A 26,245-nucleotide genomic window follows, 5' to 3' on the forward strand; every position below is an offset into this window, starting at 1 on the left:
GTGCATGCGCGACCTCGCCCTCGCTCCACCGGCCGTCTCGCCGCTGACCGGAGGGCTCGCCGACAGCGTCTTCGAGACGGCGGAGCGCGAACCCACCCGGCCGGTGCTCGCCCGCCGCGCCGACCCGGCCTCCGTCTCCTGGGAGGAGGTGACGGCGATCGAGCTGCGCGACGAGGTGGTGGACCTGGCCAAGGGGCTGATCGCCTCCGGGATAGCGCCGGGGCACCGCGTGGCGATCATGGCGCGCACCCGGTACGAGTGGACGGTCCTGTGCTACGCGTTGTGGGCCGTGGGTGCCGAGGTCGTCCCGGTCTACCCGACGTCGTCGCGCGACCAGGTCGAGTGGATCCTGCGGGAGGCCGGCTGTGTCGCCGTGGTGGTGGAGGACGAGCAGGGCGTCATGACCGTCGGCTCGGTGTGCGCGTCCCTGCCGCGGCTGCGCCACGTCTGGCAGCTGGACGCGGGCGCGCTGGAGGACCTGACGGTGCGCGGGGAGTTCATCCCGCTCGCCACGGTCGACTCGATGCGCCGCATCGTGCTGCCGGACTCCACGGCCGTCATCGCCTACACCTCCGGCACGTCCGGCCACGCCATGGGCTGCGCCCTCAGCCACCGCAACCTGGCCGCCCCCTGCGACACACTGCTGACGGGCTGGGGACACACGGCGGCACCACGCGGGGAGCAGGGCTCCGTGCTGGCGTTCCTGCCCTTCTCCCATGTGTACGGGCTGATGATCCAGAACGTGTGCGTGCGCGGCGGCCTGCTCATGGGGCACCAGGCCGAGCTGGGCGGCGAGGCACTGTCGTCGGCGCTGAGCTCCTTCAGGCCCACGTACTTCTACGCGGTCCCGTCGGTCTTCGAGAAGATCTACAAGACCTTCCTGCGCACGGCCCGGCAGGGAGGCCACGGCGGTCTGTTCGAGCGTGCCGCCGAGACGGCGCGGGACTTCGCCGCGGCCGTGGAACGCCGGCGGCTGGGGCGGGGCCGCGGGCCCGGCTTAGATCTGCGGCTCCAGCATGCCCTGTACGAGCGCACGGTGTACCGCAGGCTGCGGGCCGCGCTGGGCGGCCGGGTGCGGCGGGCGACGTCCGGCGGCTCTCCCCTCAGCCGCGATCTGTCGCTCTTCTACGAGGGCATCGGCATCTACGTGCACGACGGGTACGGCTTGACGGAGACCGCCGGCGGGGTGACGATGCAGCCGCTGGGCCGGGAGAAGTCCGGGACCGTCGGGCAGGCCCTGCCGGGCACGGAGATCCGGGTGGCGGAGGACGGGGAGATCCTCGTGCACGGCCCGTCCGTGTTCCAGGGATACGTGGGGGACGAGGCCGCCACCCGGGCCGCGCTGCGCGGCGGCTGGCTGGCCACCGGGGACCTCGGGCAGCTGGACTCGGAGGGGTATCTGACGATCACCGGCCGCAAGAAGGACATCATCGTCACCAGCAGCGGCAAGAGCGTCGCCCCGGCCGCCCTGGAGCAGCGGCTGCGGATGCACCCGCTCATCCACCAGGCGGTGGTCGTGGGCGACAACCGGCCCTGTGTGGGCGCCCTCATCACGCTGGATCCGGAGTTCCTGGCGCACTGGCGGGCGGCGCTGGCGCTTCAGGGCGAGATGCGCGAGGCGCGGGAGGAGAACGCGCTGCGGGAGGAGGTCGCGCGTGCCGTGGCGGCGGCCAACAGCTCCGTGTCGCAGTCGGAGTCGATCCGGGTCTTCCGGGTCCTGCCGGAGCCGTTCGACGTGACCAACGGGCTGCTGACGCCGTCGATGAAACTGCGCCGGGACGAGATCGTGCGGCACTACGCGTCCGAGATCGACGCGATGTACCAGTCGCGCAGGCGTCCGGGGCGGCCGAGCACCCGGGACGAACCGTCGAACTGGGACGACTCGGACAACGTGTTCCGGTGAGCACGGAGCCGTACGCGTAGGCCTCGCCCCCTCGGGAACACGCAACAGTGGCGACGCAAGAGAAAGGACGACAGCCCTGACGACAGCCCTTGCTGACGCCGGGCCGGAAAGGCGATATGTCAACCGAGCCGCGTGGGGATGACGCACTGACCTCCGAGGAGATTCCGAGCCGCACGAACAGCTTCGTGGGCGAGCCGCACGACGTGACGGGCGCGCGACTGGCCGCGGAGGAGTTCCTGCGTGATCTGTCACGCTCCTCGCCGCCCTCTGCCCCCGAGTACTGGGACGACATCCTGTTGGTGGTGACGGAACTGGCCGCCAACGCGGTCCAGTACGCCCCGGCCCGTTCGCGCTGCGGATGCGCCGGACCTTCGACGGAGTGCATGTGGTCCTGCACGACACCAGCTCCACGGAGCCGGCGCCGCGCCCGTTCGATCCGCGCAGCGGGGGCGGCGGAATCGGCTGGCACCTGATCCACACCTTGTGCGACCAGGTCAGCGTGGTGAGCGACGAGCGCGGCAAGGACGTGCACGTGTTCCTGCCCTGGTGAGCCGGGAGCGTCACGGGCGCGGCGCGCCCGTGACCGGCTGAGGGCTCAGGCCGACGTCGCCGCTCGCGGTGGCAGCCTCTCGTAGTAGTCGCCCACGGCCGTGAGGTACTCCCGGTCCCGGGTCTCGCTGTCGGTCTGGAAGCGGGGTGCCGCCTTGGCGTCTCCCCTGGTGCAGGCCAGGGTGATCCTCCGGCCCTGCCTGTCGATGCCGGTGACGACTCCGGCCGGCACCAGGACGCTGCGGCCGAACACCCACACGCCTGTGTCGACGACCAGGTGCCGCATGCCGTGCGGGGCGGCCTCGCGGTCCACGTGCCCGATCGTGCCGTCGGTCGCGGCGACGGTGAAACCGGTCAGGTCCTGCCCCTCGACGTGACCGCTGTCCGGCGCGTACGACCAGATTCTGTCGATGGCCACGCTGCTCCATCCTCCCTGACGGTGTGCGGATCGCGGAGCCCGGCGGACGGGTCCCGCCCACTCCGCTCCACAGCAGCAATTACCCTCCTGCCGCAAGCGCATTCGGCGCACACACGTGCCACCGTACGTCGTCGGCGGCGGGCAGCGGCAAGGTTCGTACCCGGGGGCATGCAGGACGGTTTCCGGGGTAAGCGCGGGGGCGCGGTGAAAACGGAGCCCGGTAGCGAAGGGAGGCACATGAGAAACAGCAGCAGAGCCCGCGCCACGACCGGCATCGCCCCGCACCGCGGTCATCCACAGAGGTGACCTGCCCAGGCCGTAGCACTCGTTGGAGGTACCCGTGCCCCTCGCCCAGAACCCGCTGTCCGTGGAAGTCGAACTGCCCCGGGAGGACGTGGCCCTGATCACGGTCGACGGCTACCTGGACGTCGACACCGCGACCGAGTTCCAGGCCCATCTGGCCAACCAGCTCCACCACGGCCGACGGCACTTCCTGCTCGACCTCTCGTCCGTTCCCTTCATGGACTCGTCCGGGATGAACATCATCCTGCGGGTGTACCAGGAGACCCGCAGGACCGCCGGCAGCGTGCACGTCATCAGCCCGACGCCGGCCGTGCGGCGCGTCCTCGACCTGACCGGCGTCAGCATCACGGTGCCGATATCGGAGAGCGTCGACGAGGCACTGGCCCGTGCCGACGAAGTGCCGGACACCCCCGAGGAGCCGGGGACGCAGAGCGCCTGACGGGCGGGTGCCCCTCGGGCACGTCGCCGGCGGGACCGGCGTTCCCGTGCCCTCGCCTCCGCCGCGCCCGGGCGGCCGTTTCGCCCTTCGCGCCCCGGGGACGGCAGTGGCCAATTGCCGTTCCGGACCGGATCGGTTGCGCCGGATCCGGTGTCGTACGAGGTCGGCGCATGGTTAGAGTTGTCGCCCGGCAAGTGTCACAGCACCGTCCCGTCGCCTTTGGCGGGCTCGGTCGACGCAACGCGGATGAGGAGAGAACCAGGTGCCGGAGCACGAAGCGGACGGACAGCTCGCCACGCCGACGCACGAGGTCAGGGACTTCCTGCACCGCAGGCGTGAGCAGATCGCCCAGCGGTGGGCGGACGAGCCCCTGTTCCGCACCGTGTTCACCGTCTCGCGCGACGAGGCGGTGGAGGCGGGCAAGGTCGTCGTGGACGCGCTGGCCCAGGTGGCCGACTCGGATCAGGTGGAGGACCCGGACGCCGCGGGATTCAGCGAGGTGCGCGAACAGCTGGCCCGGATGGGCGTGGCCCGCTCGCGTGCCGGGCTGTCGAACACCCAGGTCTCCAGCGAGCTGGCCGCCCTGCGGCCGCCCGTGGAGAATCTGCTGGCCGCCGATCTGGAGCAGGCGCCGCCCGAGCATCTGCGGGCGTGTTCGACCGCGCTCACCGTGCTGATGGGCACCCTGCGGCTGGTCGCGATGCAGACGGCGCTGAGCGAGTGGCAGGCGCTCAGCGACCGGCAGCGGCTCCAGCTGATGGAGGTGGCGACGCCCGTCATCCGGCTGTGGGACGGCGTCGTGGCCGTGCCGCTGATCGGGACGCTGGACAGTGCTCGCAGCCAGGTGGTGATGGAGACGCTGCTGAACGCGGTCGTCGACCAGCACGCCCGGTTCGCGATCCTCGACATCACGGGGGTGCCGACGGTGGACTCGCTGGTCGCGCAGCACTTGATGAAGACGGTCGCCGCGGCGCGGCTGATGGGCGCCCAGTGCATCGTCTCGGGCATCCGCCCCGCCATCGCGCAGACCATCGTCCACCTCGGTCTGGACCTCGACGTGATCACCCGCGCGAGCCTCTCCGACGCGCTGAGGTACGCGCTGCACGAGCTCGGAGCGGACATCGTGAACCCGGGTGCGGGTCAGCGGTGAGCGACGCGTACTCCCGTCCCGTCCCGGGCCACGTGCCGGTTCTCCGGCTCGGCGACGTCCTGCTGGTCACGCTTCAGGGGGACCTGCACGACAGCACGGCGCAGCAGCTCCAGCAGGATCTCGCGGAGACCATCTCACGCACCGGGGTGCGTGGTGTCCTCATCGACATCTCCGGTGTGGAGATCGTCGACTCCTTTCTCGGCCGGGTGCTGGCCGAGATCGCCGCGCAGGCCAGGCTGCTGGCCGCGCGGACCGTGGTGGCGGGCATGCGCCCGGCGGTCGCCATCACCCTGGCGGAACTGGGCCTGACGCTGCCGGGGCTGATCACGGCGCTCAGCACGGAGGCGGGCATGGAGCTCCTCTCGCAGCAGACCCCGGCGTACCGTCCGGGCGGCCCGCGTCAGGAGAGTCCGTGATGCACACTGCCGCGGGCGTGGAAGCCTGCTTGCCCATCCGGTCGGACATGGACCTGGTGTGGGTGCGACAGCACGTCCGGCAGGCCGCGGCCCGGCTCGGCTTCGGCCTGGTGGAGCAGACCAAGCTGGTCACGGCGGCCAGCGAGCTGGCCCGCAACACCCTCGTGCACGGCGGTGGCGGGCAGATGGAGGCGACGCACCTCAGCAGGGGAGGTGTGCAGGGGCTCCGGCTGGCCTTCACCGACGAGGGGCCGGGCATCGCCGACCTGGACCGGGCGCTCAGCGACGGCTACACCTCCGGCGACGGGCTGGGGATGGGGCTGAGCGGCGCGCGGCGTCTGGTGCACGACTTCGACATCGACAGCACGCCGGGCGACGGCACCACGGTGCGGGTGACCTGCTGGGTGGCCCAGCCGCCGCGGCCGCGCGAGGGGGCCTGATGCCGCGCGTGTGGGACGTCCCGGTGCGCGACTCGACGCGGGTGCGCGACGCGCGGGTCGCCGCGGAGGGGGCGGCCGCGCTGGCCGGTCTCGACGAGCGGCGCACCGCGGCCGCCGCGCTGGTGGCGACCGAGCTGGCCACGAATCTGCTCAAGCACGCCGAGGGTGGTCAGGTGCTCATCGACGTCGTGGCACCGGCCGCGCCGCGGGAGGGCCGTGCGGAGTCCCGGGTCGTGCAGATCGCCGCGATCGACCACGGCCCGGGTATCCCGGATCTGCCCGCGGCCCTGCGCGACGGTTTCTCCACGACCGGTTCGCTCGGCGCGGGCCTCGGCACGTGCCGGCGTCTCGCCGACGACTTCGCCCTGCACAGCACGCCCGGCCGTGGCACGGTCGCGGTGGCCCGCGTGGGCATGACGCCCCGCGGTGGCGGCGGTCCGGCCGTGGGGGCGGGGGCCGACTTGGTGTCGGGGGTCCGGGGTCCGGCGGATGGTGCGGCTGTTCCCGGCTCACCGGCTCGGTCCGAGGGCGGGGCGTCGAGCAGCGGCTGGTGGCCGGGCGGTGCCTCACCGGCCGACGACGCGCCGGTGGGAGCCGTGGCGTGCGGCGCCCTGACGGGGCACGCGACGGTGCCCGGCGGCGCACCGGGCTGGGCCGGGCAGACCGGGAGCGTGCCCGGCGACGGGAAGGCCCCCGGGCACGAACCCGGTGCCCGGCCGGTCTCCGGTTTGCCGGGCGGCGAGGTGCCGGGCCCCGGTGCACCGGGGCGTGAAGGGCGGCCCGGCCCGTCGGGTGACCGGTCCGTGCTCGTCGCCGGCGTGCGAGCCGGAGGCGTGAACATCCCCTACGGCGGAGCCGAGTACTCGGGTGACGCCTGGGCGTGGGTACGTTCCGGGGACCGGTTGACGCTGATGCTGGCGGACGGTCTGGGGCACGGGCCGGAGGCGGCCCGGGCCTCGACGGCCGCGGTCACGGCGCTGCACCGCTGGGCCCACCTCTCCCCCGCCGAGTCGCTGCGGCGGCTCCACGACGCGCTGAAGGGCACCCGGGGCGCGGCCGTCGCCCTGGCCCAGCTCGACGTGCGGGCGGGGCGGCTGCGGTTCGCCGGCATCGGGAACGTGGGGGCCCGGCTGCGCGCGGACGGCGGCTGGCGTCCGCTGCTGTCGCGGCCCGGCATCGTCGGCGTGCACCGGCCCGCCACCCTCCGCGAGGAGGAGGCCGACTGGGCGGCCGACCGGCTGCTGATCCTGCACACCGACGGCCTGCCCAGCCGCTGGACACCGCCGTCCGACGCCGGCCTGCCTGCGGCCGACCCGGCCGTGACGGCCGCAGTGACGATACGTGACGCGAGCAGTCCCGCCCGTCCGGTGCGGGACGACACCGCCGTGGCCGTGCTGACTCCGACCCCGCCGGAACGCCGATGATGCGCACTTGGCAGATCACCACCGTCACCGATGCGGCACGCGCCCGCATCGCCCTCGCACGCCTGGCCGCCGCGTACGGTGTGCCCACCGTCGAACGGACGAGGCTGGCCGCCGCCCTCAGCGCCCACCTGCGGCAGTGCCTCACCAAGGGCGGTACCTGGCTGCTCACCCTGGACGTGGCCGGGTCCCCCGCCGAGGAGGGGCTGCTGCATGCCGTGGTGACGCCGTCGCCGGACGCGTCCGCCGCTGCCGGGGAGCCGCCGTGGGAGGTCACGGTCCCCTGCCCCGAGGCGGCCCGGGCCACGGACGGCGGCGCCGTCGAGGACGATCCCGCCGCCCTCGCGGAGGCGCTGCTGGGCGCCGACGAGGACACGGCCGTGGTGCTGGACAAGCTCACCGAGCAGGAGGATCTGGTCACCTTCCACCGCGAGGAGCTGCACCAGACGAACCAGGGCGTCCTGGCGCTGCACGCCGAGCTGGACGCGGCGGGCCGGGCCCAGCGCGAGGCCTTCGCCGCCGAGCGCCGCGCGCGCAACGAGGCGGAGAGCGCCCGCCGCAGACTGACGTTCCTCGCGGACGCGAGCGCCGTGCTGACGGCCTCGCTCAACCACGAGGAGATCGTGCGCCGGCTGCCGGACCTGCTGGTGCCGGAGTACGCCCGCGGCGTCGACATCTGGCTGTTCGACCACGAGGACGACAAGCACCGGTCGACGCCGCATCCGGCCGCCGCCGTGGTCGCGGCCCGGACCGGGCGGCCGCAGTACGCGGCCGACCATCCCGGCGGCCTGCCCGGTGTCGACGACCAGCCGCCGTCCGCGCTGGATCCCACCCGGCCGCTGCTGTGCGTGCCGCTGCCGACGCGGCGGGCGCCGCTGGGGGTGCTGACCCTCTCGCCGCCCGGTGCGCGCTGGGACCCGGACGACGCGGTGATGCTGATCGAGCTCACCCGGCGGGCCAGCATCGCGATCGACAACGCCCGGCGCTTCGAGCACAACCGCGACATCGCCGAGACGCTGCAACGCGCCCTGCTCGCAGATCTGCCGGCCACGCCCGGCCTCAGCCTGGCCGCGCGCTATCTGCCCGCCACCCACGGGCTGAACATCGGCGGCGACTGGTACGACGCGTTCCCCCAGCGGGACGGCGGTCTCATCACCGTCGTCGGCGACGTGACCGGGCACGGCCTGCACGCCGCCGTCATGATGAGCCAGCTGCGCACCGCGCTGCGGGCCTACGCCGTCGACGGCGACAGCCCGGGCCGGCTGCTGACCCGGCTGCACCGGTTCCTGCACCATCTCCAGCCGGATCTCTACGCCACCGCCGTCATCGCCCGGTTCCACCCGGACGAGCCCACGCTGACCTGGGCCGCCGCGGGCCATCCGCCGCCGGTGCTGCGGCTGCCCGACGGAACCGTGCGCACCCTCGACGCCAAACCCGGCGCCATGCTGGGCATCCCCCTCACCCAGGAGATCGGCGACCACACGGTGCGTCTGTCGCCCGGCTCGACGCTCGCGCTGTACACGGACGGGCTGGTCGAACGGCGTGCGCAGGGCATAGACCCGGGCATCGAGCGGCTGGCCTCGGCGCTCGGCGGGTTCCGTTCGGCGGAGCTGGACGCGGACCTGGAGGGCTCGGCGGACCGGATCCTGCACCCGCTGCTGACGGATTCCGAGCGCGACGACGACGTGTGCCTGTTGCTGTGTCATCTCCAGGGGGACGCGGCGGGCTGACGGACGGTCCGTCCGTCCGGTCTGTGCACGCGTTCTTCACTCCCGCCTGGTGCTTTTCGGCCACGGGAGGGGCATGGTGGTGATCGACGCGTCCGTCTGCCTGCCGCTCCGACTGGCGTGCCGGTCGAAGAGGCGGTGGGGTCGATGGGGTGCGAACCAGCGATCCAGGGGCAGTCGATAGGCGTTCGAGGCAGACCGCCTGGAGCCGCAGAAAGGGATGAACACCGTGACACGACCCAGGATCCTGGTGGTTGGCGCAGGCTTCGCCGGTGTGGAGTGCGTCCGCCGTCTGGAACGGAAACTCTCCCCGGACGAGGCCGACGTCACGCTGGTGACGCCGTTCGCCTACCAGCTCTACCTGCCGCTGCTCCCCCAGGTCGCCTCCGGCGTGCTGACGCCGCAGTCGATCGCCGTCTCGCTGCGCCGCAGCAAGAAGTACCGCACGCGGATCATTCCGGGCGGGGCCATCGGCGTCGATCTGAAGTCCAAGGTCTGCGTCGTCCGCACGATCACCGACCAGATCGTCAACGAGCCGTACGACTACATCGTGCTGGCCCCCGGCAGCGTCACCCGCACCTTCGACATCCCGGGGCTGACGGACCACGCGTTCGGGATGAAGACGCTCGCCGAGGCGGCGTACATCCGTGACCACGTCATCTCGCAGCTGGATCTGGCCGACGCGAGCCAGGACCCGGTCGAGCGGGCCTCGCGGCTCCAGTTCGTGGTGGTCGGCGGCGGCTACGCGGGCACCGAGACCGCGGCGTGCCTCCAGCGGCTGACGCACGCCGCCGTCAAGCGCTACCCGCGGCTGGACCCGGGCCTGATCAAGTGGCATCTGATCGACATCGCGCCGAAGCTGATGCCGGAGCTCGGCGAGAAGCTCGGCAGCAGCGCGCAGGAGATCCTGCGCCGGCGGGGCATCGAAATCTCCCTCGGCGTCTCCATCGCGAAGGCGGGCCCGGAGGAGGTCACCTTCACCGACGGGCGGGTGATCCCGACCCGCACGCTCATCTGGACGGCCGGGGTCGTCGCCAGTCCCCTCATCGCCACGCTGGGCACGGAGACCGTGAAGGGGCGGCTCGCGGTCGCCCCCGAGATGAACCTGCCGGGCAACGACGGGGTGTTCGCGCTCGGCGACTCGGCCGCCGTGCCCGACCTGGCCAAGGGCGACGACAGCGCCATGTGCCCGCCCACGGCGCAGCACGCCCTGCGGCAGGGCCGGCACGTCGCCGACAACGTCATCGCGTCGCTGCGGGGCCAGTCCATGAAGCCGTACGTCCACAAGGACCTGGGGCTCGTCGTCGACCTCGGCGGCACCGACGCGGTCTCCAAGCCTCTGGGCATCGAACTGCGCGGCCTGCCCGCCCAGGCGGTGGCCCGCGGCTACCACTGGTCGGCGCTGCGCACCAACGTCGCCAAGACCCGGGTGATGACGAACTGGCTCCTCAACGCGGTCGCCGGCGACGACTTCGTACGGACCGGGTTCCAGGCCCGCAAGGCCGCCAGGCTGAAGGACTTCGAGTACACCGACGCCTATCTGACGCCGGAAGAGGTGCGGGCACACGTCGAGGGGACCGGCCGGCAGGAGTAGACCGGGCCGGAGGGGGCCGTCCGCTGGTGGCATGTCATGCTGAGGTGCGGATCTTGGTGTGGTGAGTCGGGAGAGAGTGCGGCGGCGTGAGGGCAGCGGGACGGTCGGTGCGGGCACGGCTGCGGGAGCGGATCGCGGCGTCCGACCCGGGGCTGCTGCGCCTGACGGCCGGGCTGCGGACGGTCGGCGCCATCGCCCTCACGCTGGCCGTGCTCTCCCTGCTCGCGGCCGATGTGCATCTCCTGGTGGCGGGGGCCATGGCGGCAATGGTCGCCACCTTCGCCATCCGGGAGAAGCAGCTCGGCGCCCAGGCCGTGACGCTGGCGCTGGGCCTTCCGGTGGCGCTGGTCTCCGTGACGCTGGGCGCGGTGCTCAACGCGCGTCTGTACGTCGGTGACGTCTTCTTCGTCGTCCTGATCTTCTGCGCGGTCTACGGCCGCCGGTTCGGCGACCGTGGCACCGCGCTCGGGCTGATCGGCTTCCAGATCTACTTCCTGTCCCTCTTCGTCGGCGCCGAGGTCTCCTCGCTGCCCGCGCTGTGCGGTGCCATCGCCGTGGCGTTCTGCTCCAGTGCCCTGCTGCGTTTCGCCGTCGTGCCCGCGACCCCCACGGGCGTCCTGCTGCGGCTGCGCCTGGCCTTCCGGGCCCGGCTGGCCCAGCTGGTGTCCGCGCAGCTCGACCTTCTCGACGCCGCCCCGGACGAGATGGACAAGGCCCTGGAGGCCGTGCGCGAGGGCACCGCGCGGCTGCACGAGACGGCCATGATGATCCAGGCGCAGCTGGAGGAGGGCACCCCCGACGAGTCGGCGGCGCGGCTCGTGCAGCGCCGTATCGCGGACGCCGAGATCGCCGCCGAGCGGCTCGGCCTGCTGCTGCTGACCTCCCGCAGCGCCGAACGGGCCGACACGCTCACCCTGCACCTGCCGGGCGCGCCCGCGCCGTCGGTGGGGCAACGGGCCGTGCCGGACGAGGCCATCGCGACGCTCCGCCGCGATCTCCAGGCGCTGCGCACCCTCGTGCTGCGGGCCGGCAGCGGCGACTCGGGGACCGCCCTGGCCCATGTGCGCAACCGGCTCCTCGGCTACCGGGACGAGGAGAACCTGCCGCCCGCGCCCGCCGCCGTCCAGGACGTGTTCCGGGGCATCGGCGAGGCGGCCCGCTCGGTGCTGGGGCTGCGGATCGCGCTGGACGGCCCGCAGGACGAGTCGGACGACACGCCCGCGACCGCCCGCTCCCGCGAGGAACTGGACGCGGAGGACGCCGCGATCGACGGCGGCGAGGAGTCGGCGGAGGACCGGGAGACGGGGCTGCGGCGGCCCACCACGCGCGCGGCCGTGCAGGTCGCCGTCGGCTCGACGCTGGCCATCGTGGGCGGCGAGCTGCTGTCCACGCAGCGCTGGTACTGGGCGGTGCTGACGTGCTGGATCGTTTTCCTGAACACCGCCTCGACGGGCGAGATCCTCGTCAAGGGCTACCGCCGGCTGCTGGGCACGGTGTTCGGCGTGGTGGCGGGCATCGTCCTGGCGGGTCTGGTCGGGCAGCACACCGTCACGGCGTTCGCGCTGGTCCTGGTGCTGATCTTCGCGATGTTCTACGTGGCGCCGCTGTCGTACACGCTGATGTCGTTCTTCGTGACCGCGATGCTGGGGCTGCTGTACACGCTGCTGCACACCTACAGCCTCGACGTGCTCCTGCTGCGGGTGGAGGAGACGGCGCTCGGTGCGGCCTGCGGGGTGATCGCGGCGGCGCTGGTGCTGCCGGTGCGGACCGACCGCCGTACGAACGAGCTGCTCGGCACCGTGCTGGACCGGCTGGCCGAGGTCACCGAGGCCGCGGTCGGCCAGCTGAGCGGCGGGTCGGCGGACGAGCTGCTGGACAAGGCGCGCGACCTGGACCAGGCGCTGGCCGACCTGCGTGCCGCCACACAGCCGCTGACGCATCCGGTCACGCCGCTGCGGGCCCGGCGCCACACGGCCCGGTACGTGGTGGCGCTGCTGGAGACCTGCGCGTACCACGCGCGGACGCTGGCGGCCACCGCCGAGCTGCTGCCCACGCATCCCTCGATCGCGGCGGACCCCCGGCTGCGCGGGGCCGCGGGACGCACCGTGCGCAACATCGAGACCATCGCGGCCCGGGTCGCGGACGAGCACGCCGCCGCACGGGTCGAGACCGGGCCGAGCATCGCCTCGCTGCTGGGCTCCGACGCCGGCACACCTCGCTACGGCCGGATCACCGACCGCGTGCTGCGGCATCTGGAGCGGCTGGACGAGGCCGTGGTGGGCCTCGCCCGGCCGCTGGGCGTGCCGGTGGCGGAGCCGCGGGCCTGAGGACCCCTGAGGGCCGGTGCCGCTCAGAAGTCGGTGGGCAGTCCGCTCACCTCGGCGATGCCGCGCAGCTCCTCCGTCTGCCGGTGCCGTTCCTTGATGTAGTCGGCGATCTCGCCGAGGCGGACCGGGTCGGACGCGGTGGACGCGTCCGTGACGATCCTGACCGGGCCGGTCTCGTCGACGTCGAGTTCGATCACTTCGTTGTCGAGGCGGCCGGTGACGGCGGTGGCGATGACGAGGGCCACCTCGTCACGGACCTCCTGGGGCAGTTCGTCGCCCGCCCCTGAGTCGAGTGCGAAGTCGAGGCTGGACAGGCGCTCCTCGTCGATCGCCTGGAGGACCGGTTCCACCACCCGCATCAGGAGGCGGTAGTCCTCCGTGTCCATCCGGATGCGCAGGAGGTCCAGGTACACGTCCACGGGCCGGCCGTCGCCATGCGGAATCTCGGAATCGCTCATTCGCTTCGTGTTCCCCACATGACGCGGCTCAGACGCGGCGCCAGCGTGCCATGGCGAAGGAGAACACCCCGAACAGCACCAGCCCGGCCGCGACGCAGACCAGCAGCCAAGGGCCGAGGGGGGTGTCCGCGAAGCTGCGCAGGGTGTCGTCCAGGCCCTTGGCCCGGTCGGGTTCGTAGTCGATCGCGGCGCGGACGGCGAAGACACCGGCCACGGCGAACACCAGCCCGCGGGCGGCGCCGCCGGCCACGCCGGTGACGTCCACCAGCCGCCGTGTCCCCGGGCTCATCTGCCCGAGCCGGAGCTTGTCGTGGTACTTGCGGAGCACCGCCCGTACGCCGATCCAGCCGCCGGCCACGACGATCGCGAGGCCGACCGCGCCGACCAGCCACTGGCCGGCGGGTATCTCCAGTGCCCTGGCGGTGGCGTCCTCGGACTGCCGGTCGCTGGATCCGGAGCCGCTCTGGCCGCGGTTCGCGGCGAACGACAGCACGGAGTAGGCGACGAAGACGTAGAACACGAAGCGGGCCGTCGCCAGCAGACGCTTGCGTGCGCTGCGGCCGTCCGGTCCGACGGAGCCGAACAGAATCTCCGACAGCCGCCACAGGGCCATGCCGACGAGGCCGATGCCCAGCGCCCACAGCATCACCGCGCCGAACGGCTGCTGCGACAGTTCGGCCAGGGCTCCCCCGCGGTCGGCCTGCTCGCCCGTGTCGCCGAAGGCGATCTGCAACGCCAGGGCCCCGACGAGCAGATAGATCACACCCCGGGCGGCCAGACCCGCCCGTGCCGCCCCCTCGGTCACCGAACCGCGCGCCGCTCGCCGGGCCCGGATCCGACCGCCTTGTGCCATCGCACTCGTGTTCATGTCGACCTCCCGGCCCTCCGGATGCCCCGACTCGGCCGGCACACACCCCGCCCGACCGCCGGACCAGGGGATTCCGGACACGGCGGGGAGCTGCCGCGTGGGTGTCAGGACCGCCGGACCCCGACCCCCGGCCGGCGCGGCCGAGGGCGTGCAGGTACTCCAGGGCGTCCAGGACGACCGTGCGGTCGTGCCAGGCGAGCCATCGGCCCGCTTGGCCGCCCACGCGGTGTCGAGGGCCTTGGTCTGGGCCGTCGACAGTCTCTGGACGGGCCGGTCCAGGTGGGCCGAGACCATGCCGACGCACAGTCCGGACGCGGGGTCGGCGGGACGCTCTGACAGGCCCTGCTGCCCGCCGCGAGGATGGCCAGGCGGGCCGGTTCGCTGAACATCGGGTCGCTTGCCACGTCCCGCACGGTGACCTGGGCGACGTCGCGGGCGGCCCGCGCGCAGGCGGTTCCGTCGTCGCCGACGTGGGCGAAGAAGTCGACGAAGCCGGGCGTGAGTCCGGTGTGCTCCTCGATGCGCAGGCCGCCGCGGGCCCGGTCGGTGAGCTGGACGTTGCCCATGTCGGTGCCGGTCACCGCCAGGGTGTGGCTCAGCACGGCCTTCAGGACGGCGCCGCGGCTGCCGGACCCGGACCGGTGGGCCGAGGTGTAGGTGAGAGCGGGTTCCGGCCGGCGGACGCGGCGAGGGAACCACAGCTGCTCCCGGCCGTCGGGACGCGGTGCGGCGGTCACCAGGAACCCCGCCAGGGTCCGCAGCTTGACGTCGTACCGCTGGGACGCCCGCTGCATCAGCGCGAAGGCGCTCTCCCCGTCGGGCAGTGCGTACCGCTCCTGAAGCATGCCCTGGGCCTGGGAGATCAGCGGATACACGGAGCCCGGGCACCAAGGTCGCGCACCTCGGCGCGCAGGCGCTCCGGTTCCCTGTCGTCGTCGGCTGTCGGTCCCGCTGCGGACATGGAACTCCCCGGTCTGAGTGGCGTGACGTGAGAGGGCCCGGCCGCGGCTGCCGCCGTCGGCCGGGCCCCTGCGCTACCACGCCGTCCCGGTCATGTCACGCGCATACGTGGATCATGCGGGCTCCGGAGTCGGCATGCGCCGCTCGGTGATCGTCGGCGGGGCGGTCTCCCGGGCCGGTGCGGGTGTGGTCGCGAGCCACTGGTGAGCGACCTCCAGGGCGCGCTCGACGTCCCGGGTGCCGGTGGACACGCACAACGTGTACACGAGGTCGCGTACCCGCGCGCTCAGATCGGCCGGTTCGCTCGCTGCCACGGCGGCCGACAGTGCCTCGTACTCGTCGACGAGGCGGCGCAGCACGGCGGGATGGGGCCTCAGCATGGTTCCTCGCTCCTCGGGGGTCGGGTGGTCAGGCCGTCGTGGAGGTGCCGCCGGTGCCGCGCGTGCCCGTCCGCTGCCCCAGGACCTCGTCGCGCACACGGGCGCAGCTGCGGCTGATGAGGCGAGAGACGTGCATCTGGGAGATGCCCAGGTGGTCGGCGATGCGGCTCTGTGTCATGTCCTCGAAGAAGCGCATGTAGAGGATGGCCCGTTCACGTTCCGGCAGGCGGCGCAGGCCCTCCTTGGCGGACTCGCGGTCGACGACGACGTCGTAGGACGAGTCGGCCGCGCCGAGGGTGTCCGCGAGGCTGTAGCCGTCGTCGTCGGCCGAGAGCTCGGCGTCCAGCGACAGGGTGCTGAAGCTCTCCAGGGCCTCGAGCCCGGCACTGACCTCTTCCTCGGTCAGGCCGGCGTGGGCGGCGATGTCCGCCACGGAGGGCTCGGTGCTGCCCGGGTTCTGGGTGAGTTCACGGCGTGCCACCCGCACCTTGTTGCGCAGTTCCTGCACGCGGCGGGGGACCCGCAGGGCCCACATGCGGTCCCGGAAGTGCCGCTTGACCTCGCCGGTGATGGTGGGGACGGCGTAGCTCTCGAAGGCTCCCCGGCTCGGGTCGAACCGGTCGATGGCCTTGACCAGCCCCAGGGCGGCGACCTGCCGGAGGTCCTCGATCGACTCTCCACGGTCGCGGAAGCGGCCGGCGATGCGGTGGGCCATGGGCAGCCAGAGCGTGACGAGTTCGTCGCGGACGGCTTCCCGCTCGGGCCCCTCCTCCATTTCCGCGAGGCGGGCGAAGAGGGCCGCGGTGTCCGGAGCGTCGTCGTGCCGCCGCCGGGTGGCGGTGGTCGTCGTTTCGGGCGTGCCGGGACGGTTGGTGGGCGTATCGATGAGCATGCGGATTCGCTCCTGAACAACGATGGTTTCAGGGACTACCGCGGGACGGTCGCTGCCCGGATCGCCTGGAGGGCCTCCGGGGCAGTCATACATACCGCTCCCGCTGGCGCGCCTCCGGTCCGAAGCACGAGATTGCGTCTGCCCTCCCACCGGTGGAACAAACTCCACTTTGCTGTGCAATGTGGAGTGAACCGGCAAACGGCCGTTCAGGAGAGGGGCACGACGGCGGTGATGCACTTGCCGCCGGCGGGCAGGTCGGACACGCGGACGTCGCGGGAGAGCCGGCAGACGATGGGCCAGCCGTGTCCGCCGTGCCGCAGCCGTCCGTGCGGATCGGCGGGCGGCGCGGTCACCGGCAGTTCGTCGCTGCGGTCGCTCACCGAGACCCGTACGCCGGGGCCGTCGACGTCGACCTGGAAGTCGGTGACTCCGCCGCCGTGCAGGATCGCGTTGGTCGTCAGCTCCGAGGCGACGAGCAGCGCGTCGGACAGGGCGCCCGCGTCACACGCGGTGTGGGTGGTGCGGCAGCGCTCGGCCACGGCGCGCTCCACGGCCCGGCGCGCCTCGGCGGGTTTGCTCGGCCGGGCCCGGCGCGCACCGGGCGGTTCGAATACGGATTCGATCATGTGCTCCTCGCACATCCTTCAGCTCCCTGCTCGGTCAGGACATGAGCCGGGTCCAAACCGCGTACCGTGGCCGCCCGCCCGGGCACACCTCGGGCTCATGGACCCGCTGCTCGGTGTTCGTCTTCCACCGCCCGCGACTTCGGGGCGCGCATCGCGCGAACGCCGCGGGTCTCCTAGTTCGGCTGACCCTTCCCCGCACCTGCAAACCTCGGTCCGCCCCGCTGCCGGAAAAAGAACCCGAAAAGACCCCTGGGACCCCGGGACGGCCGTGCATCGGTGCCATCACCACGCGTCCTCGGGGTACGCGGTGTCCATGACCGATGTGGTGGATTCGGACGAACTGCTGCGGCGCATCCAGCGCGCGAGGGCCTGCGCGGTGCACGAGGAGCGGACGTGGCGGAGCAGGAGCGAGGAACTGGGCGCGACCGACCCGCAGGGGGCCCGGGACGCGACCGTACGGCAGATGTCCTACGAAGCGGTGCTCAGGGTGCTGGACGAGATCCTGACTCCGGGCAAACACACAGCGCAGGGCTGACCAGGAGGGCCCGTGCCCGGTGATGGGCACGGGCGGATTGTGGGGGCACGCGCCGGGAACCCGGTGCACATGACAGCCGACCACACCCGAGCACCGGTCCTGGAAGCCCTGGACGAGTACCGCCGCAAGGGGCACCTGTCGTTCACGCCGCCCGGGCACAAGCAGGCCCGCGGCGCCGACCCGGCGGTCCGGGAGGTCCTCGGTGACGCGGTCTTCCACGGCGACGTGCTGGCCTCGGGCGGTCTGGACGACCGGCTCACCCGGGGGCGGGTGCTGCACCGCGCCCAGGAGCTGATGGCCGACGCCGTGCACGCCGAGCACACGTTTTTCAGCACGTGCGGCAGTTCCCTGTCGGTGAAGGCCGCGATGCTGTCGGTCGCCGGGCCGCACGAGAAGTTACTCATCGGGCGTGACACCCACAAGTCGGTGGTGGCGGGGCTGATCATCTCCGGCATCGAGCCCGTCTGGGTCGACCCGCGGTGGGACGCCGAGCGGCACTTGGCCCATCCCCCGTCCGCCGAGGACTTCGACCGGGCCTTCGAGGCCCACCCGGACGCGCGCGGCGCACTGGTCACTAGCCCCACACCGTACGGCGGCTGCGCGGATCTGCGGGCGGTCGCCAAGGTGTGCCACCGGCGCTCGCGGCCGCTGATCGTGGACGAGGCCTGGGGCGCGCACCTGCCGTTCCACCCCGGTCTGCCGTCCTGGGCGATGGACGCGGGCGCGGACATCTGCGTGACCAGCATCCACAAGATGGGCAGCGGCCTGGAGCAGGGCTCGGTCTTCCATCTCCAGGGCGATCTCGTCCCCCCGGCCCTGCTGGGGATGCGCGCGGACCTGCTGGGCACCACGAGCCCGTCGGTGCTGATCTTCGCGGGTCTGGACGGCTGGCGACGGCAGATGGCACTGCACGGCGAGGAGCTGATGGGCGGCGCGCTGGAGCTCGCGGCCGAGGTCCGGTCGGCCATCGAGGAGATCGACGGGCTGCACGTCAACGACCGCGACGACTTCTGCGGCCCGGACCTGTCCGACGACCTCGACCCGCTACCCGGCGTCATCGACCTCGGCGGGCTGGGGATCACGGGCTTCCAGGCGGCGGACTGGCTGCGCGAACACCGGCAGATCGACGCGCATCTTGTGGACCACCGCCGCATCGGCGCGCAGATCACCCACGGCGACGACCGGGAGACGACCGGGCAGCTGCTGGAAGCGCTGCGGGACCTCACCCGGGTAGCGCGAGACCTGCCCCGGGCGCCGCGGGTGGAGGTGCCGTCGCCCGCGGCGCTGCGGATGGAACAGGCCGTACTGCCCCGCGACGCGTTCTTCGGCCCGGCCGAGGACGTGCCGGTGGCGCGGGCGGCCGGACGGGTCGCGGCGGAGATGATCACGCCGTATCCCCCCGGCATCCCGGCGGTCCTGCCGGGCGAGCGCCTCACCGAGCCGGTGCTGGCGTACCTGCGGACCGGACTGGCCGCGGGCATGCACCTGCCCGACCCCACGGACCCGGAGCTGGAGACGGTCCGGGTTCGCGCCGGGGACGCGAAGTGAAGTGAAACCGGTCACGCGCCCCGGTTTGGGGTGCACGCACGTCCCTAGGATGGTTTACGGTTCATTCATAAGTGGTGGCGGAGTCGACCCACTGTCCTCCGCGCACCACCGCTTACGGCCCTGGCTGGTTTCCCCCGTCCAGCCAGGGCTTTTTCATGCCCGGAGAAAGTTCCGCACGCCGAGGTGCCCTGGACCCCGCCAGCGGCTGAAATGGGCGTAGGGAAAGCACCGGAAGTCCACCGCCCGGCGAGGAGCTCCGCGTCATGACCAAAGCGATCAAACTCCTGACCGCCCTGCCCCCGCCCCAGCGGCAGCGCCTGATGACGCTCGCCCGGGAGGTGTCCTTCCCCGAGGACGCCCGGATCTTCGAGGCGGACGGCACGGCCGACCGCTTCTGGGTCATCCGCTCCGGCGCGGTCTCCCTGGACCAGCAGGTGAACTCCCTCCAGCGGGTGACCGTGGCCAGCCTCGGCGCGGGCGACCTGCTCGGCTGGTCCTGGCTGTTCCCGCCGTACACCTGGGACTTCGGCGCGGTGGCGTTCAGCCCCGTACGGGCCTACGAGTTCGACGCGCGGGCCGTGCTGGCACTGTGCGAGGAGGACCCGGAGCTCGGGCTGACGCTGGTGCGCAACGTCGCGGAGGTGCTCGCGCACCGGCTGGAGATGACCCGGGGCAAGCTGATGGAGCAGTACACGTTGCACCGGCGGGGCGCCCTGTGAGACGTCAGACGCGGTAGCGCCGCGGCTTCGGCATGGCCGCGGCCAGCGCCGGCATCACGGCGACGAGCAGCAGCCCGCCGCCCGCGACGGCGGTACGGGAGCCGAAGGCGGAGCCCGCGGTGCCGTGCAGCACGTCGGCGAGGCGCGGGCCGCCCGCCACGACGACGGTGAAGACGCCCTGCATGCGCCCGCGCATCTCGTCGGTCGCGGCCCACAGCAGGATGGCCCCGCGGAAGACCATCGACACCATGTCGGCCACGGCGAGGAACGCCACTCCCACCCACAGGTTGCCGCTCAGCGCGAAGCCCGTGATCGCCGCACCCCAGACGACGACCGCCCCGGTGCCGGATCCTGCCCGTCCGTCGTGCCCTCGCTCGTGTCCACTCGCCGCTTCCTGGATGCTCGCTGCACCTATCCGGCCGGGATCACTGTCGCACCAGCCGCCGGGCGCCCAGGAGCCGAGGTCTCAGCTTCCGGTGATGAGCACGGCACCGAGCACGATCATGGTGGCGGCGACCAGGCCGTCCAGGACCCGCCAGGCGGCGGGCCTGGCGAGGAAACGGCCGAGCATCCGGGCGCCGAAGCCGAGGGCGGCGAACCAGCACAGGCTGGCCAGCACGGCGCCGAGGCCGAACGTCCAGCGCAGCGGGCCGTGGTCGGCGGCGACGGAGCCGAGCAGGAACACGGTGTCGAGGTAGACGTGCGGGTTGAGCCAGGTCATCGCCAGGCAGGTGAGCACGGCCCGGCGGCGCGATCCGGCCGCCTCCCCGTCCGTCCGCAGCGCGCCGCCGTCCGGCCGGAACACCCGCCGGGCGGCCAGGGCGCCGTAGCCCAGCAGGAACGCGCCGCCGATCCAGCCGATCACCGTCAGCGCGCCCGGCCACGCCGTCACCACCGCGCCGACCCCGCCGACCCCTAGCGTGATGAGGGCGGCGTCGGACAGGGCGCAGATGCCGACGACGGCGAGGACGGCGTCGCGGCGGATGCCCTGGCGCAGGACGAAGGCGTTCTGGGCTCCGATGGCGACGATGAGGGACAGGCCGGTGCCGAATCCCGCGGCTGCGGCGGTGAAGGTGCTGGTCATGGCCGTGACGCTACGGACCGGCCCGTTTCACGTACAGCTAAAGATTCTTACGTATCGTTAGCGCTCGTGATGACTGATCTGCCTCTGGACCAGGTGCGGACCCTGCTCGCGGTCGTGGACGAGGGGACGTTCGACGCGGCGGCTGCCGCGCTGCATGTGACGCCGTCGGCGATCAGTCAGCGCGTGAAGGCGCTGGAGCAGCGCACGGGGCGGGTGCTGCTGCTGCGGACCAAGCCGGTGCGGCCGACCGAGTCGGGCGAGGTGCTGGTGCGGCTGGCCCGGCAGGTGGCGCGGCTGGAGCGCGACGCGTACGCGGAGCTCGGGCTGAGCGGGGCCGGGGAGCCGACCCGGATTTCGGTGGCGGTGAACGCGGACTCGCTGGCCACCTGGTTCCTCCGGGTGCTCACGCGCGTGCCGGAGGAGCTGCGGCTCTACTTCGAACTGCGCCGCGAGGACGAGGACCACACGGCGGCGCTGCTGCGGGAGGGGGTGGTGATGGCGGCGGTGACCTCGTCGCCGGATCCCGTGCCGGGCTGTTCCGTCCGGTCGCTGGGGCGGATGCGCTACATCCCCGTGGTGGCGCCGGACTTCGCCGCGCGCCACCTCGACGGGCCGCTGGAACAGGTGCTCCTCGACCTGCCCGTGGTGGCCTTCGACCGGCGGGACGACTTCCAGGACGGTTTCGTGCGCCGGCTCACCCGGGGGCGGAGCGGCGCGAGCGCGCTGCGGCACTACGTGCCCACCTCGGAGGGTTTCGTCGAGGCCGTGGCCGCCGGACTGGGCTGGGGCCTGGTGCCCGAGGCCCAGGCGGACCCGCTGCTGCGCACCGGGCGGCTGGTCGGGTTCGCCCCGGGCCGGACGGTGGACGTGCCGCTGTACTGGCAGCAGTGGAAGCTCGACTCGCCCGCGCTGGCGCAGGTGGCTCAGGCGGTGACGGCGACCGCCGGTGAGGCACTGCGGGCGTGACGCCCTGTGGTCGCGTTCCCTGATCCGCTGACGGCCTACGGCTCGCCTGGGCATGCGCGAGCGGTGAGCGGCTGCCCGGGGCGCCGCTGTTTCACGAAGCGTCGACAGGTGACCCGAAAAGGAGTAAGCATCCGAAAGGCACGTTTCTACTGCGATCGCAGGTGACTTCGATGGACAACTGGCGAGACCACGCTGCCTGCCGGCACGAGGATCCCGAGCTCTTCTTCCCGATCGGCGCCTCCGGCCCGGCCCTGCTGCAGACGGAGCAGGCCAAGGCGGTGTGCCGGCGCTGTCCCGTCACGGAGCAGTGCTTGCAGTGGGCGCTGGACACGGGGCAGTCCATCGGTGTGTGGGGCGGGACGAGCGAGACGGAACGGCGTGCGCTGAAGCGGCGTGCGGCGGCCCGGCGCCGCTCCGGCTGACGCCCTGCCCACTCCCCCTGGGGGACTCAGCTGCGCCGCAGCGGCCCCCAGGGGTTCTCCTGCCGGGACACCTCCGCCTTTGCCTCGTCGATCACCTGCTGGTCGATCCAGCACATCGGCCGGACGTCGGTGACCAGCGGTTCGTTGTCGGGCCCCCGGGAGGTCTCCTTGCCCGCGAGCGCCCAGGGCCGTACACCGGGCCCCTTCTCGTGCGGCAGATGGGCGTAGTCGTGCAGGCGACGGGCCACCCACACCCGGACAGGCCGGTCCTCCCACCAGTCCTCGACGTCGAGCGGGTTGGCGGACAGGCCCGGCATGGACACGCCCGTCAGATCGTCGGTGCTGGACACGTCGCGGAGATCGGTCGCGGGGCCGCGCGACCAGCGGACGTACAGGCCCTGGTGCCGTTCCACCAGCTCGGTGAGCTCGGTGAGTGTGCGCACGACCGGCAGGTCGTCGGATCCGCTCATGTCGTGACCTCCTCCCTCGACGCCGTCAGGCGGACGGAGTACCCGCCCGGCGCGAGCGGAATCGGCCGTTCGGCACGGCCGGGTGCAGGCACCCGGCCGGGGTTACGCTCGCCGCATACCCGTCCGTCGCAAGAAGGGGCCGACCATGAGCGTCCGCGTGCGCCGCGTCTACGATCCGCCCGAGCCGGAGGACGGGGTGCGTGTCCTGGTCGACCGGCTGTGGCCGCGGGGGCTGGCGAAGGACGCCGCGCGGGTGGACGAGTGGCCGAAGGCGATCGCCCCGTCGACGGAGCTGCGCCGCTGGTACCGCGCGGGCGAGGGCTCGTACGAGGAATTCGCCGGGCGGTACGAGGCGGAGCTCGCCGGCGACGAGGCGGCCGAACTCCTCGACCACGTCCGTGACCTGGCCCGCAAGGGCGATGTGACACTGCTGACCGCGTCGAAGACGCCGGAGCAGAGCCACGCCACGGTGCTGGCCCGCCTCGTGCAGGGCTGAGCAGGCGGGCCCTCCGGGCACGATCAGCCGGTTTGTTTCGCCGCCGCCCGGCCCGCCGCCCGCCCCGAGAAGAGGCAGCCGCCGAGGAAGGTGCCCTCCAGCGCGTTGTAGCCGTGGACCCCGCCGCCGCCGAACCCGGCGACCTCGCCTGCCGCGTACAGCCCGTCCACCGGCTTGCCGTCGGTCCCGAGGGCGCGGGAGTCGAGGTCGGTCTGGATGCCGCCGAGCGTCTTGCGGGTGAGGACGTGCAGCTTGACGCCGATCAGGGGGCCGGCCGCCGGGTCGAGGATGCGGTGCGGCGTGGCGACCCGGCCGAGGCGGTCGCCGATGTAGCGGCGGGCGTTGCGGATGCCCTGCACCTGGGCGTCCTTGGCATAGGGGTTGGCGATCTGGAGGTCGCGGGCCTCGATCTGGCGCTTGATCCCGGCCGCGTCGAGGAGCGGCTTGTCGGTGAGCTCGTTCATCTTCGCGACGAGCTGTTCGACGCTGGGCGCGGTCACGAAGTCGGCGCCCTTGCGCAGGAACGCGTCGACGGGTCCGGGCGCGCCCTTGCCGAGGATGCGTTCCTTCAGGAACCCGGCGCGGTCCTTGGCGGTGATGTCGGGGTTCTGCTCGGATCCCGACAGGGCGAACTCCTTCTCGATGATCTTCTGCGTGAGGACGAACCAGGAGTGGTCGTACCCGGCGATGTCCTCGGTGGTGCGCAGGTGCTTCAGGGTGCCGAGGGTGTCATAGCCGGGCAGGTACGGCCCGGGCAGGCGGCGGCCGAGGGCGTCGAACCACATCGAGGACGGTCCGGGCAGGATGCGGATGCCGTGGCCGGGCCAGATCGGGTCCCAGTTCTGGAGGCCCTCGGTGTAGTGCCACATGCGGTCCCGGTTGACCAGCCGTACGCCCGCCTCGGCGCTGATGTCGAGCATCCGGCCGTCGACGTAGGCCGGCACGCCGGTGACCATCTCCCGCGGCGGGGTGCCGAGGCGCTCGGGCCAGTAGCGGCGGACGATGTCGTGGTTGGCGCCGATGCCGCCGCTGGTGACGACGACGGCCTGGGCGGTGAGTTCGAACTCGCCGATCGGGTCGCGGTTGGAGGCGACGCCGCGGGGTGAGGTGTCCTCGGCCAGGACCGTGCCGCGCACGCCCCGGGCGCCGCCGTCCTCGACGACCAGTTCGTCGACGCGGTGCCGGTGGTGGAAGGTGAGCAGTCCGTCGCGCGCGGCCTGCTTGGCGTGGCGGACGAAGGGCTCCACCACTCCGGTGCCGGTGCCCCAGGCGATGTGGAAGCGGGGCACGGTGTTGCCGTGCCCGTGCGCCGTGAGGTCGCCGCGCTCGGCCCAGCCGACGGTGGGCAGGAACGTGATGCCGTGCCCGTGCAGCCAGGACCGCTTCTCCCCCGCGGCGAACTCCACGTAGGCGCGCGCCCAGCGCACGGCCCAGGAGTCCTCGTCGTCCAGCCGGTCGAAGCCCGCGCTGCCCCGCCAGTCGCTCCAGGCGAGGTCGAAGGAGTCCTTGATGCCCAGCCGCCGCTGCTCCGGCGAATCGACGAGGAACAGCCCGCCGAAGGACCAGAAGGCCTGCCCGCCGAGGTTGGCGGAGTTCTCCTGGTCGACGAGGGCGACCCTCCTGCCCCTGCTGGTCAGTTCGTGGGCCGCGACCAGGCCGGCGAGGCCCGCTCCGACGACGATGACGTCGGCGTCCATGGCGACGTTCCCTTCTTCAGTTCTGCCTGTGTTCGGAGGTGCCGCTGCCGTCGGTCAGCAGGGCCGTGAGCAGTTGCTTCAGCCAGGCGCGGGCGCGGGCGACGTCCCGGTCCAGCAGCAGTTGCGCGGTGACGCCGTCGTAGGCCGCGACCACGGCGTGGGCGGCGCCGTCCGTGTCGCCCAGCACGGCGGGCAGGGCGGTGTGCCCGCGGGCGCGGGCGAGCCGGTCGGCGATCGCCCCCCGCAGCCGCGCGCGATGTTCCAGGAGGCTGCGCGCCACGTCCGGGTCGCGGGCGGCGTGCACCAGGAAGTCCGTCTTCACGAGGAGCCAGTCCCGGTCGAGGAGCAGCACGTCGGTGACGCGGTCCACGGCGGCCGGAACGTCGAGGCCGGGCCCGTCGATCGCGAGCGCCCCGGACACCTGCTCAGCGATCAGCTCGGCCCGCTCGCGGTAGAGGGCGAAGAACAGCTCGTCGAGGCTGGAGAAGTTGGAGTAGAAGGCGCCCCTGCTGTAGCCGGCGGCCTCGCAGACCTCCTCGATCGAGACGTGCCCGAAGCCCTTGGCCGCGAACACGGAGAACGCCGCGTCCAGGAGGTTGGCACGGGTGCGGACACGGCGCCTGGTCACACGCCCGGTCGTTCCCTCTACGCCCACGCTCGGCCCCCTTTCGATACATGACTGTATTCGATACATCGGTGTATCGAAAGGCCCACGCCTCCCCGCCCCCATTGCCCTTATGGAACAAGTTTTCGATTGCGGGGTAGGCTGAGTCCATGCACCTCCAGGGATCCCTCTTCGACCAGACCGACGAGGTGCGGCTCGGGCCTCTCGACGGGATCAGCCGTGTCCACCTCGGTTTCGGCGCCTGGCTGGACGTCCTGCCCGGGTGGCTCAGCGGTTCCGACACGCTGTTCGGACGGCTGGCCGCGGAGGTGCCGTGGCGGGCGGAGCGGCGCACGATGTACGACCACGTCGTCGACGTCCCCCGGCTGCTCGCGTTCTACGGCGCCGAGGACCCGCTGCCGCACCCGGTCCTGACCGAGGCGCGCGACGCGCTGAGCGCCCACTACGGCGAGGAACTGGGCGAGCCGTTCACCACGGCCGGGTTGTGCTACTACCGCGACGGCCGGGACAGCGTGGCCTGGCACGGCGACCGGATCGGGCGCGGGGCGCGCGAGGACACGATGGTCGCCATCCTGTCGGTGGGCGCGCCCCGGGACCTGCTGCTGCGTCCGATGCGGGGCGGTCGCGACACCGTACGCAGGCCGCTGGGCCACGGCGACCTGATCGTGATGGGCGGCTCCTGCCAGCGCACTTGGGAGCACTCCGTCCCCAAGAGCACGCGCGTGACGGAACCGCGCATCAGCATCCAGTTCCGCCCGCACGGCGTGCACTGAGCCGGAACGACCATGCCCCGCGGGTCCGTTGAGGCGAAC

At 72.7% G+C, this 26,245-nt stretch carries 27 protein-coding genes and 2 pseudogenes; 17 read left to right on the forward strand and 12 right to left on the reverse strand.

Annotated features, from left to right (window positions below; translation table 11 throughout):
* Positions 1-4 precede the first annotated feature (4 nt).
* Both V8690_RS01100 and V8690_RS01105 read left to right on the forward strand, forming a co-directional pair.
* Complete coding sequence (locus V8690_RS01100) at positions 5-1,903, forward strand: AMP-dependent synthetase/ligase (protein WP_338775416.1); 1,899 nt, start codon at positions 5-7, stop codon at positions 1,901-1,903.
* Between the two features lie 116 nt (positions 1,904-2,019).
* Positions 2,020-2,453: pseudogene (locus V8690_RS01105) on the forward strand (ATP-binding protein).
* Positions 2,454-2,498: 45 nt separating this feature from the next.
* Here the strand turns inward: V8690_RS01105 and V8690_RS01110 are convergent.
* Complete coding sequence (locus V8690_RS01110; protein WP_338775417.1) at positions 2,499-2,870, reverse strand: PRC-barrel domain containing protein; 372 nt, start codon at positions 2,868-2,870, stop codon at positions 2,499-2,501.
* 340 nt (positions 2,871-3,210) lie between these two features.
* Between V8690_RS01110 and V8690_RS01115 the strand changes: the two genes are divergently transcribed.
* The 8 genes from V8690_RS01115 (at position 3,211) to V8690_RS01150 (ending at position 12,687) form a co-directional block, all read left to right on the forward strand.
* Entirely contained in the window at positions 3,211-3,612 is a 402-nt protein-coding gene (locus V8690_RS01115; RefSeq protein WP_338775419.1) for an STAS domain-containing protein, read from the forward strand.
* A 262-nt stretch (positions 3,613-3,874) separates the two neighbouring features.
* Complete coding sequence (locus V8690_RS01120; RefSeq protein ID WP_338775420.1) at positions 3,875-4,762, forward strand: STAS domain-containing protein; 888 nt, start codon at positions 3,875-3,877, stop codon at positions 4,760-4,762.
* Positions 4,759-5,178, forward strand: coding sequence for an STAS domain-containing protein (locus V8690_RS01125; RefSeq protein ID WP_338775421.1), 420 nt, complete (start codon positions 4,759-4,761; stop codon positions 5,176-5,178). The genes V8690_RS01120 and V8690_RS01125 overlap by 4 nt, the downstream gene beginning before the upstream one ends.
* Entirely contained in the window at positions 5,178-5,618 is a 441-nt protein-coding gene (locus tag V8690_RS01130; RefSeq protein ID WP_338785199.1) for an anti-sigma regulatory factor, read from the forward strand. Before V8690_RS01125 ends, V8690_RS01130 begins: the two co-directional genes overlap by 1 nt.
* Positions 5,618-7,042, forward strand: a complete 1,425-nt coding sequence (locus tag V8690_RS01135; RefSeq protein WP_338775422.1) for a SpoIIE family protein phosphatase — start codon at positions 5,618-5,620, stop codon at positions 7,040-7,042. The genes V8690_RS01130 and V8690_RS01135 overlap by 1 nt, the downstream gene beginning before the upstream one ends.
* Positions 7,039-8,769: a SpoIIE family protein phosphatase gene (locus V8690_RS01140; protein ID WP_338775423.1), complete on the forward strand. Its 1,731-nt coding sequence runs from the start codon at positions 7,039-7,041 to the stop codon at positions 8,767-8,769. The genes V8690_RS01135 and V8690_RS01140 overlap by 4 nt, the downstream gene beginning before the upstream one ends.
* A gap of 217 nt (positions 8,770-8,986) precedes the next feature.
* Complete coding sequence (locus V8690_RS01145) at positions 8,987-10,360, forward strand: NAD(P)/FAD-dependent oxidoreductase (protein ID WP_338775424.1); 1,374 nt, start codon at positions 8,987-8,989, stop codon at positions 10,358-10,360.
* An 86-nt stretch (positions 10,361-10,446) separates the two neighbouring features.
* Positions 10,447-12,687, forward strand: coding sequence for an FUSC family protein (locus tag V8690_RS01150; protein WP_338775425.1), 2,241 nt, complete (start codon positions 10,447-10,449; stop codon positions 12,685-12,687).
* A gap of 23 nt (positions 12,688-12,710) precedes the next feature.
* On the opposite strand, the gene V8690_RS01155 is transcribed toward V8690_RS01150, so the two are convergent.
* The 6 genes from V8690_RS01155 to V8690_RS01180 all read right to left on the reverse strand — a co-directional run bounded on the left by V8690_RS01155 (position 12,711) and on the right by V8690_RS01180 (position 16,886).
* Entirely contained in the window at positions 12,711-13,145 is a 435-nt protein-coding gene (locus V8690_RS01155) for a hypothetical protein (RefSeq protein WP_338775426.1), read from the reverse strand.
* Positions 13,146-13,173: 28 nt separating this feature from the next.
* The gene (locus V8690_RS01160) at positions 13,174-14,013 is read right to left on the reverse strand and encodes a DUF1206 domain-containing protein (RefSeq protein WP_338775427.1); all 840 of its coding nucleotides are present in this window, start codon (positions 14,011-14,013) and stop codon (positions 13,174-13,176) included.
* 104 nt (positions 14,014-14,117) lie between these two features.
* Positions 14,118-14,888, reverse strand: coding sequence for an ANTAR domain-containing protein (locus V8690_RS01165; RefSeq protein ID WP_338775428.1), 771 nt, complete (start codon positions 14,886-14,888; stop codon positions 14,118-14,120).
* A 198-nt stretch (positions 14,889-15,086) separates the two neighbouring features.
* Entirely contained in the window at positions 15,087-15,353 is a 267-nt protein-coding gene (locus tag V8690_RS01170; protein WP_338775429.1) for a DUF5133 domain-containing protein, read from the reverse strand.
* A 28-nt stretch (positions 15,354-15,381) separates the two neighbouring features.
* Positions 15,382-16,245, reverse strand: a complete 864-nt coding sequence (locus V8690_RS01175; protein WP_338775430.1) for a SigB/SigF/SigG family RNA polymerase sigma factor — start codon at positions 16,243-16,245, stop codon at positions 15,382-15,384.
* 206 nt (positions 16,246-16,451) lie between these two features.
* Positions 16,452-16,886 (reverse strand): ATP-binding protein, encoded by a 435-nt coding sequence (locus tag V8690_RS01180; protein ID WP_338775431.1) that lies wholly within the window; start codon positions 16,884-16,886, stop codon positions 16,452-16,454.
* Between the two features lie 298 nt (positions 16,887-17,184).
* Between V8690_RS01180 and V8690_RS01185 the strand changes: the two genes are divergently transcribed.
* The 3 genes from V8690_RS01185 to V8690_RS01195 all read left to right on the forward strand — a co-directional run bounded on the left by V8690_RS01185 (position 17,185) and on the right by V8690_RS01195 (position 19,673).
* Positions 17,185-17,406, forward strand: a complete 222-nt coding sequence (locus V8690_RS01185; protein WP_338775432.1) for a hypothetical protein — start codon at positions 17,185-17,187, stop codon at positions 17,404-17,406.
* A gap of 69 nt (positions 17,407-17,475) precedes the next feature.
* Positions 17,476-18,954, forward strand: a complete 1,479-nt coding sequence (locus V8690_RS01190; protein ID WP_338775433.1) for an ornithine decarboxylase — start codon at positions 17,476-17,478, stop codon at positions 18,952-18,954.
* A gap of 263 nt (positions 18,955-19,217) precedes the next feature.
* Complete coding sequence (locus V8690_RS01195) at positions 19,218-19,673, forward strand: cyclic nucleotide-binding domain-containing protein (RefSeq protein WP_338775434.1); 456 nt, start codon at positions 19,218-19,220, stop codon at positions 19,671-19,673.
* 4 nt (positions 19,674-19,677) lie between these two features.
* Here the strand turns inward: V8690_RS01195 and V8690_RS01200 are convergent.
* A pseudogene (locus V8690_RS01200) lies at positions 19,678-20,013 on the reverse strand (MFS transporter); the annotation flags it as partial.
* 126 nt (positions 20,014-20,139) lie between these two features.
* Positions 20,140-20,757, reverse strand: a complete 618-nt coding sequence (locus V8690_RS01205; protein WP_338775435.1) for a LysE/ArgO family amino acid transporter — start codon at positions 20,755-20,757, stop codon at positions 20,140-20,142.
* 69 nt (positions 20,758-20,826) lie between these two features.
* On the opposite strand from V8690_RS01205, the gene V8690_RS01210 reads away from it, so the two are divergent.
* The gene (locus tag V8690_RS01210) at positions 20,827-21,723 is read left to right on the forward strand and encodes a LysR family transcriptional regulator ArgP (protein ID WP_338775436.1); all 897 of its coding nucleotides are present in this window, start codon (positions 20,827-20,829) and stop codon (positions 21,721-21,723) included.
* A gap of 170 nt (positions 21,724-21,893) precedes the next feature.
* A complete protein-coding gene (locus V8690_RS01215) occupies positions 21,894-22,145 on the forward strand; it encodes a WhiB family transcriptional regulator (protein WP_338775437.1) in 252 nt (83 codons plus the stop codon).
* 26 nt (positions 22,146-22,171) lie between these two features.
* On the opposite strand, the gene V8690_RS01220 is transcribed toward V8690_RS01215, so the two are convergent.
* A complete protein-coding gene (locus V8690_RS01220) occupies positions 22,172-22,615 on the reverse strand; it encodes a DUF6098 family protein (RefSeq protein ID WP_338775438.1) in 444 nt (147 codons plus the stop codon).
* Between the two features lie 145 nt (positions 22,616-22,760).
* Between V8690_RS01220 and V8690_RS01225 the strand changes: the two genes are divergently transcribed.
* Positions 22,761-23,111 (forward strand): DUF488 family protein, encoded by a 351-nt coding sequence (locus V8690_RS01225; RefSeq protein ID WP_338775439.1) that lies wholly within the window; start codon positions 22,761-22,763, stop codon positions 23,109-23,111.
* 23 nt (positions 23,112-23,134) lie between these two features.
* Here the strand turns inward: V8690_RS01225 and V8690_RS01230 are convergent, their stop codons facing one another.
* Positions 23,135-24,808 (reverse strand): FAD-binding dehydrogenase, encoded by a 1,674-nt coding sequence (locus V8690_RS01230; RefSeq protein WP_338775441.1) that lies wholly within the window; start codon positions 24,806-24,808, stop codon positions 23,135-23,137.
* A gap of 16 nt (positions 24,809-24,824) precedes the next feature.
* Positions 24,825-25,463 (reverse strand): TetR/AcrR family transcriptional regulator, encoded by a 639-nt coding sequence (locus V8690_RS01235; RefSeq protein ID WP_338775442.1) that lies wholly within the window; start codon positions 25,461-25,463, stop codon positions 24,825-24,827.
* Positions 25,464-25,582: 119 nt separating this feature from the next.
* Between V8690_RS01235 and V8690_RS01240 the strand changes: the two genes are divergently transcribed.
* Positions 25,583-26,206 carry an alpha-ketoglutarate-dependent dioxygenase AlkB gene (locus tag V8690_RS01240; RefSeq protein WP_338775443.1) on the forward strand — a complete coding sequence of 208 codons (624 nt, stop codon included), beginning with the start codon at positions 25,583-25,585 and terminating at the stop codon, positions 26,204-26,206.
* The last annotated feature ends 39 nt before the right edge of the window (positions 26,207-26,245 follow it).

This window comes from Streptomyces sp. DG1A-41 (assembly GCF_037055355.1).
Lineage (GTDB): Bacteria > Actinomycetota > Actinomycetes > Streptomycetales > Streptomycetaceae > Streptomyces.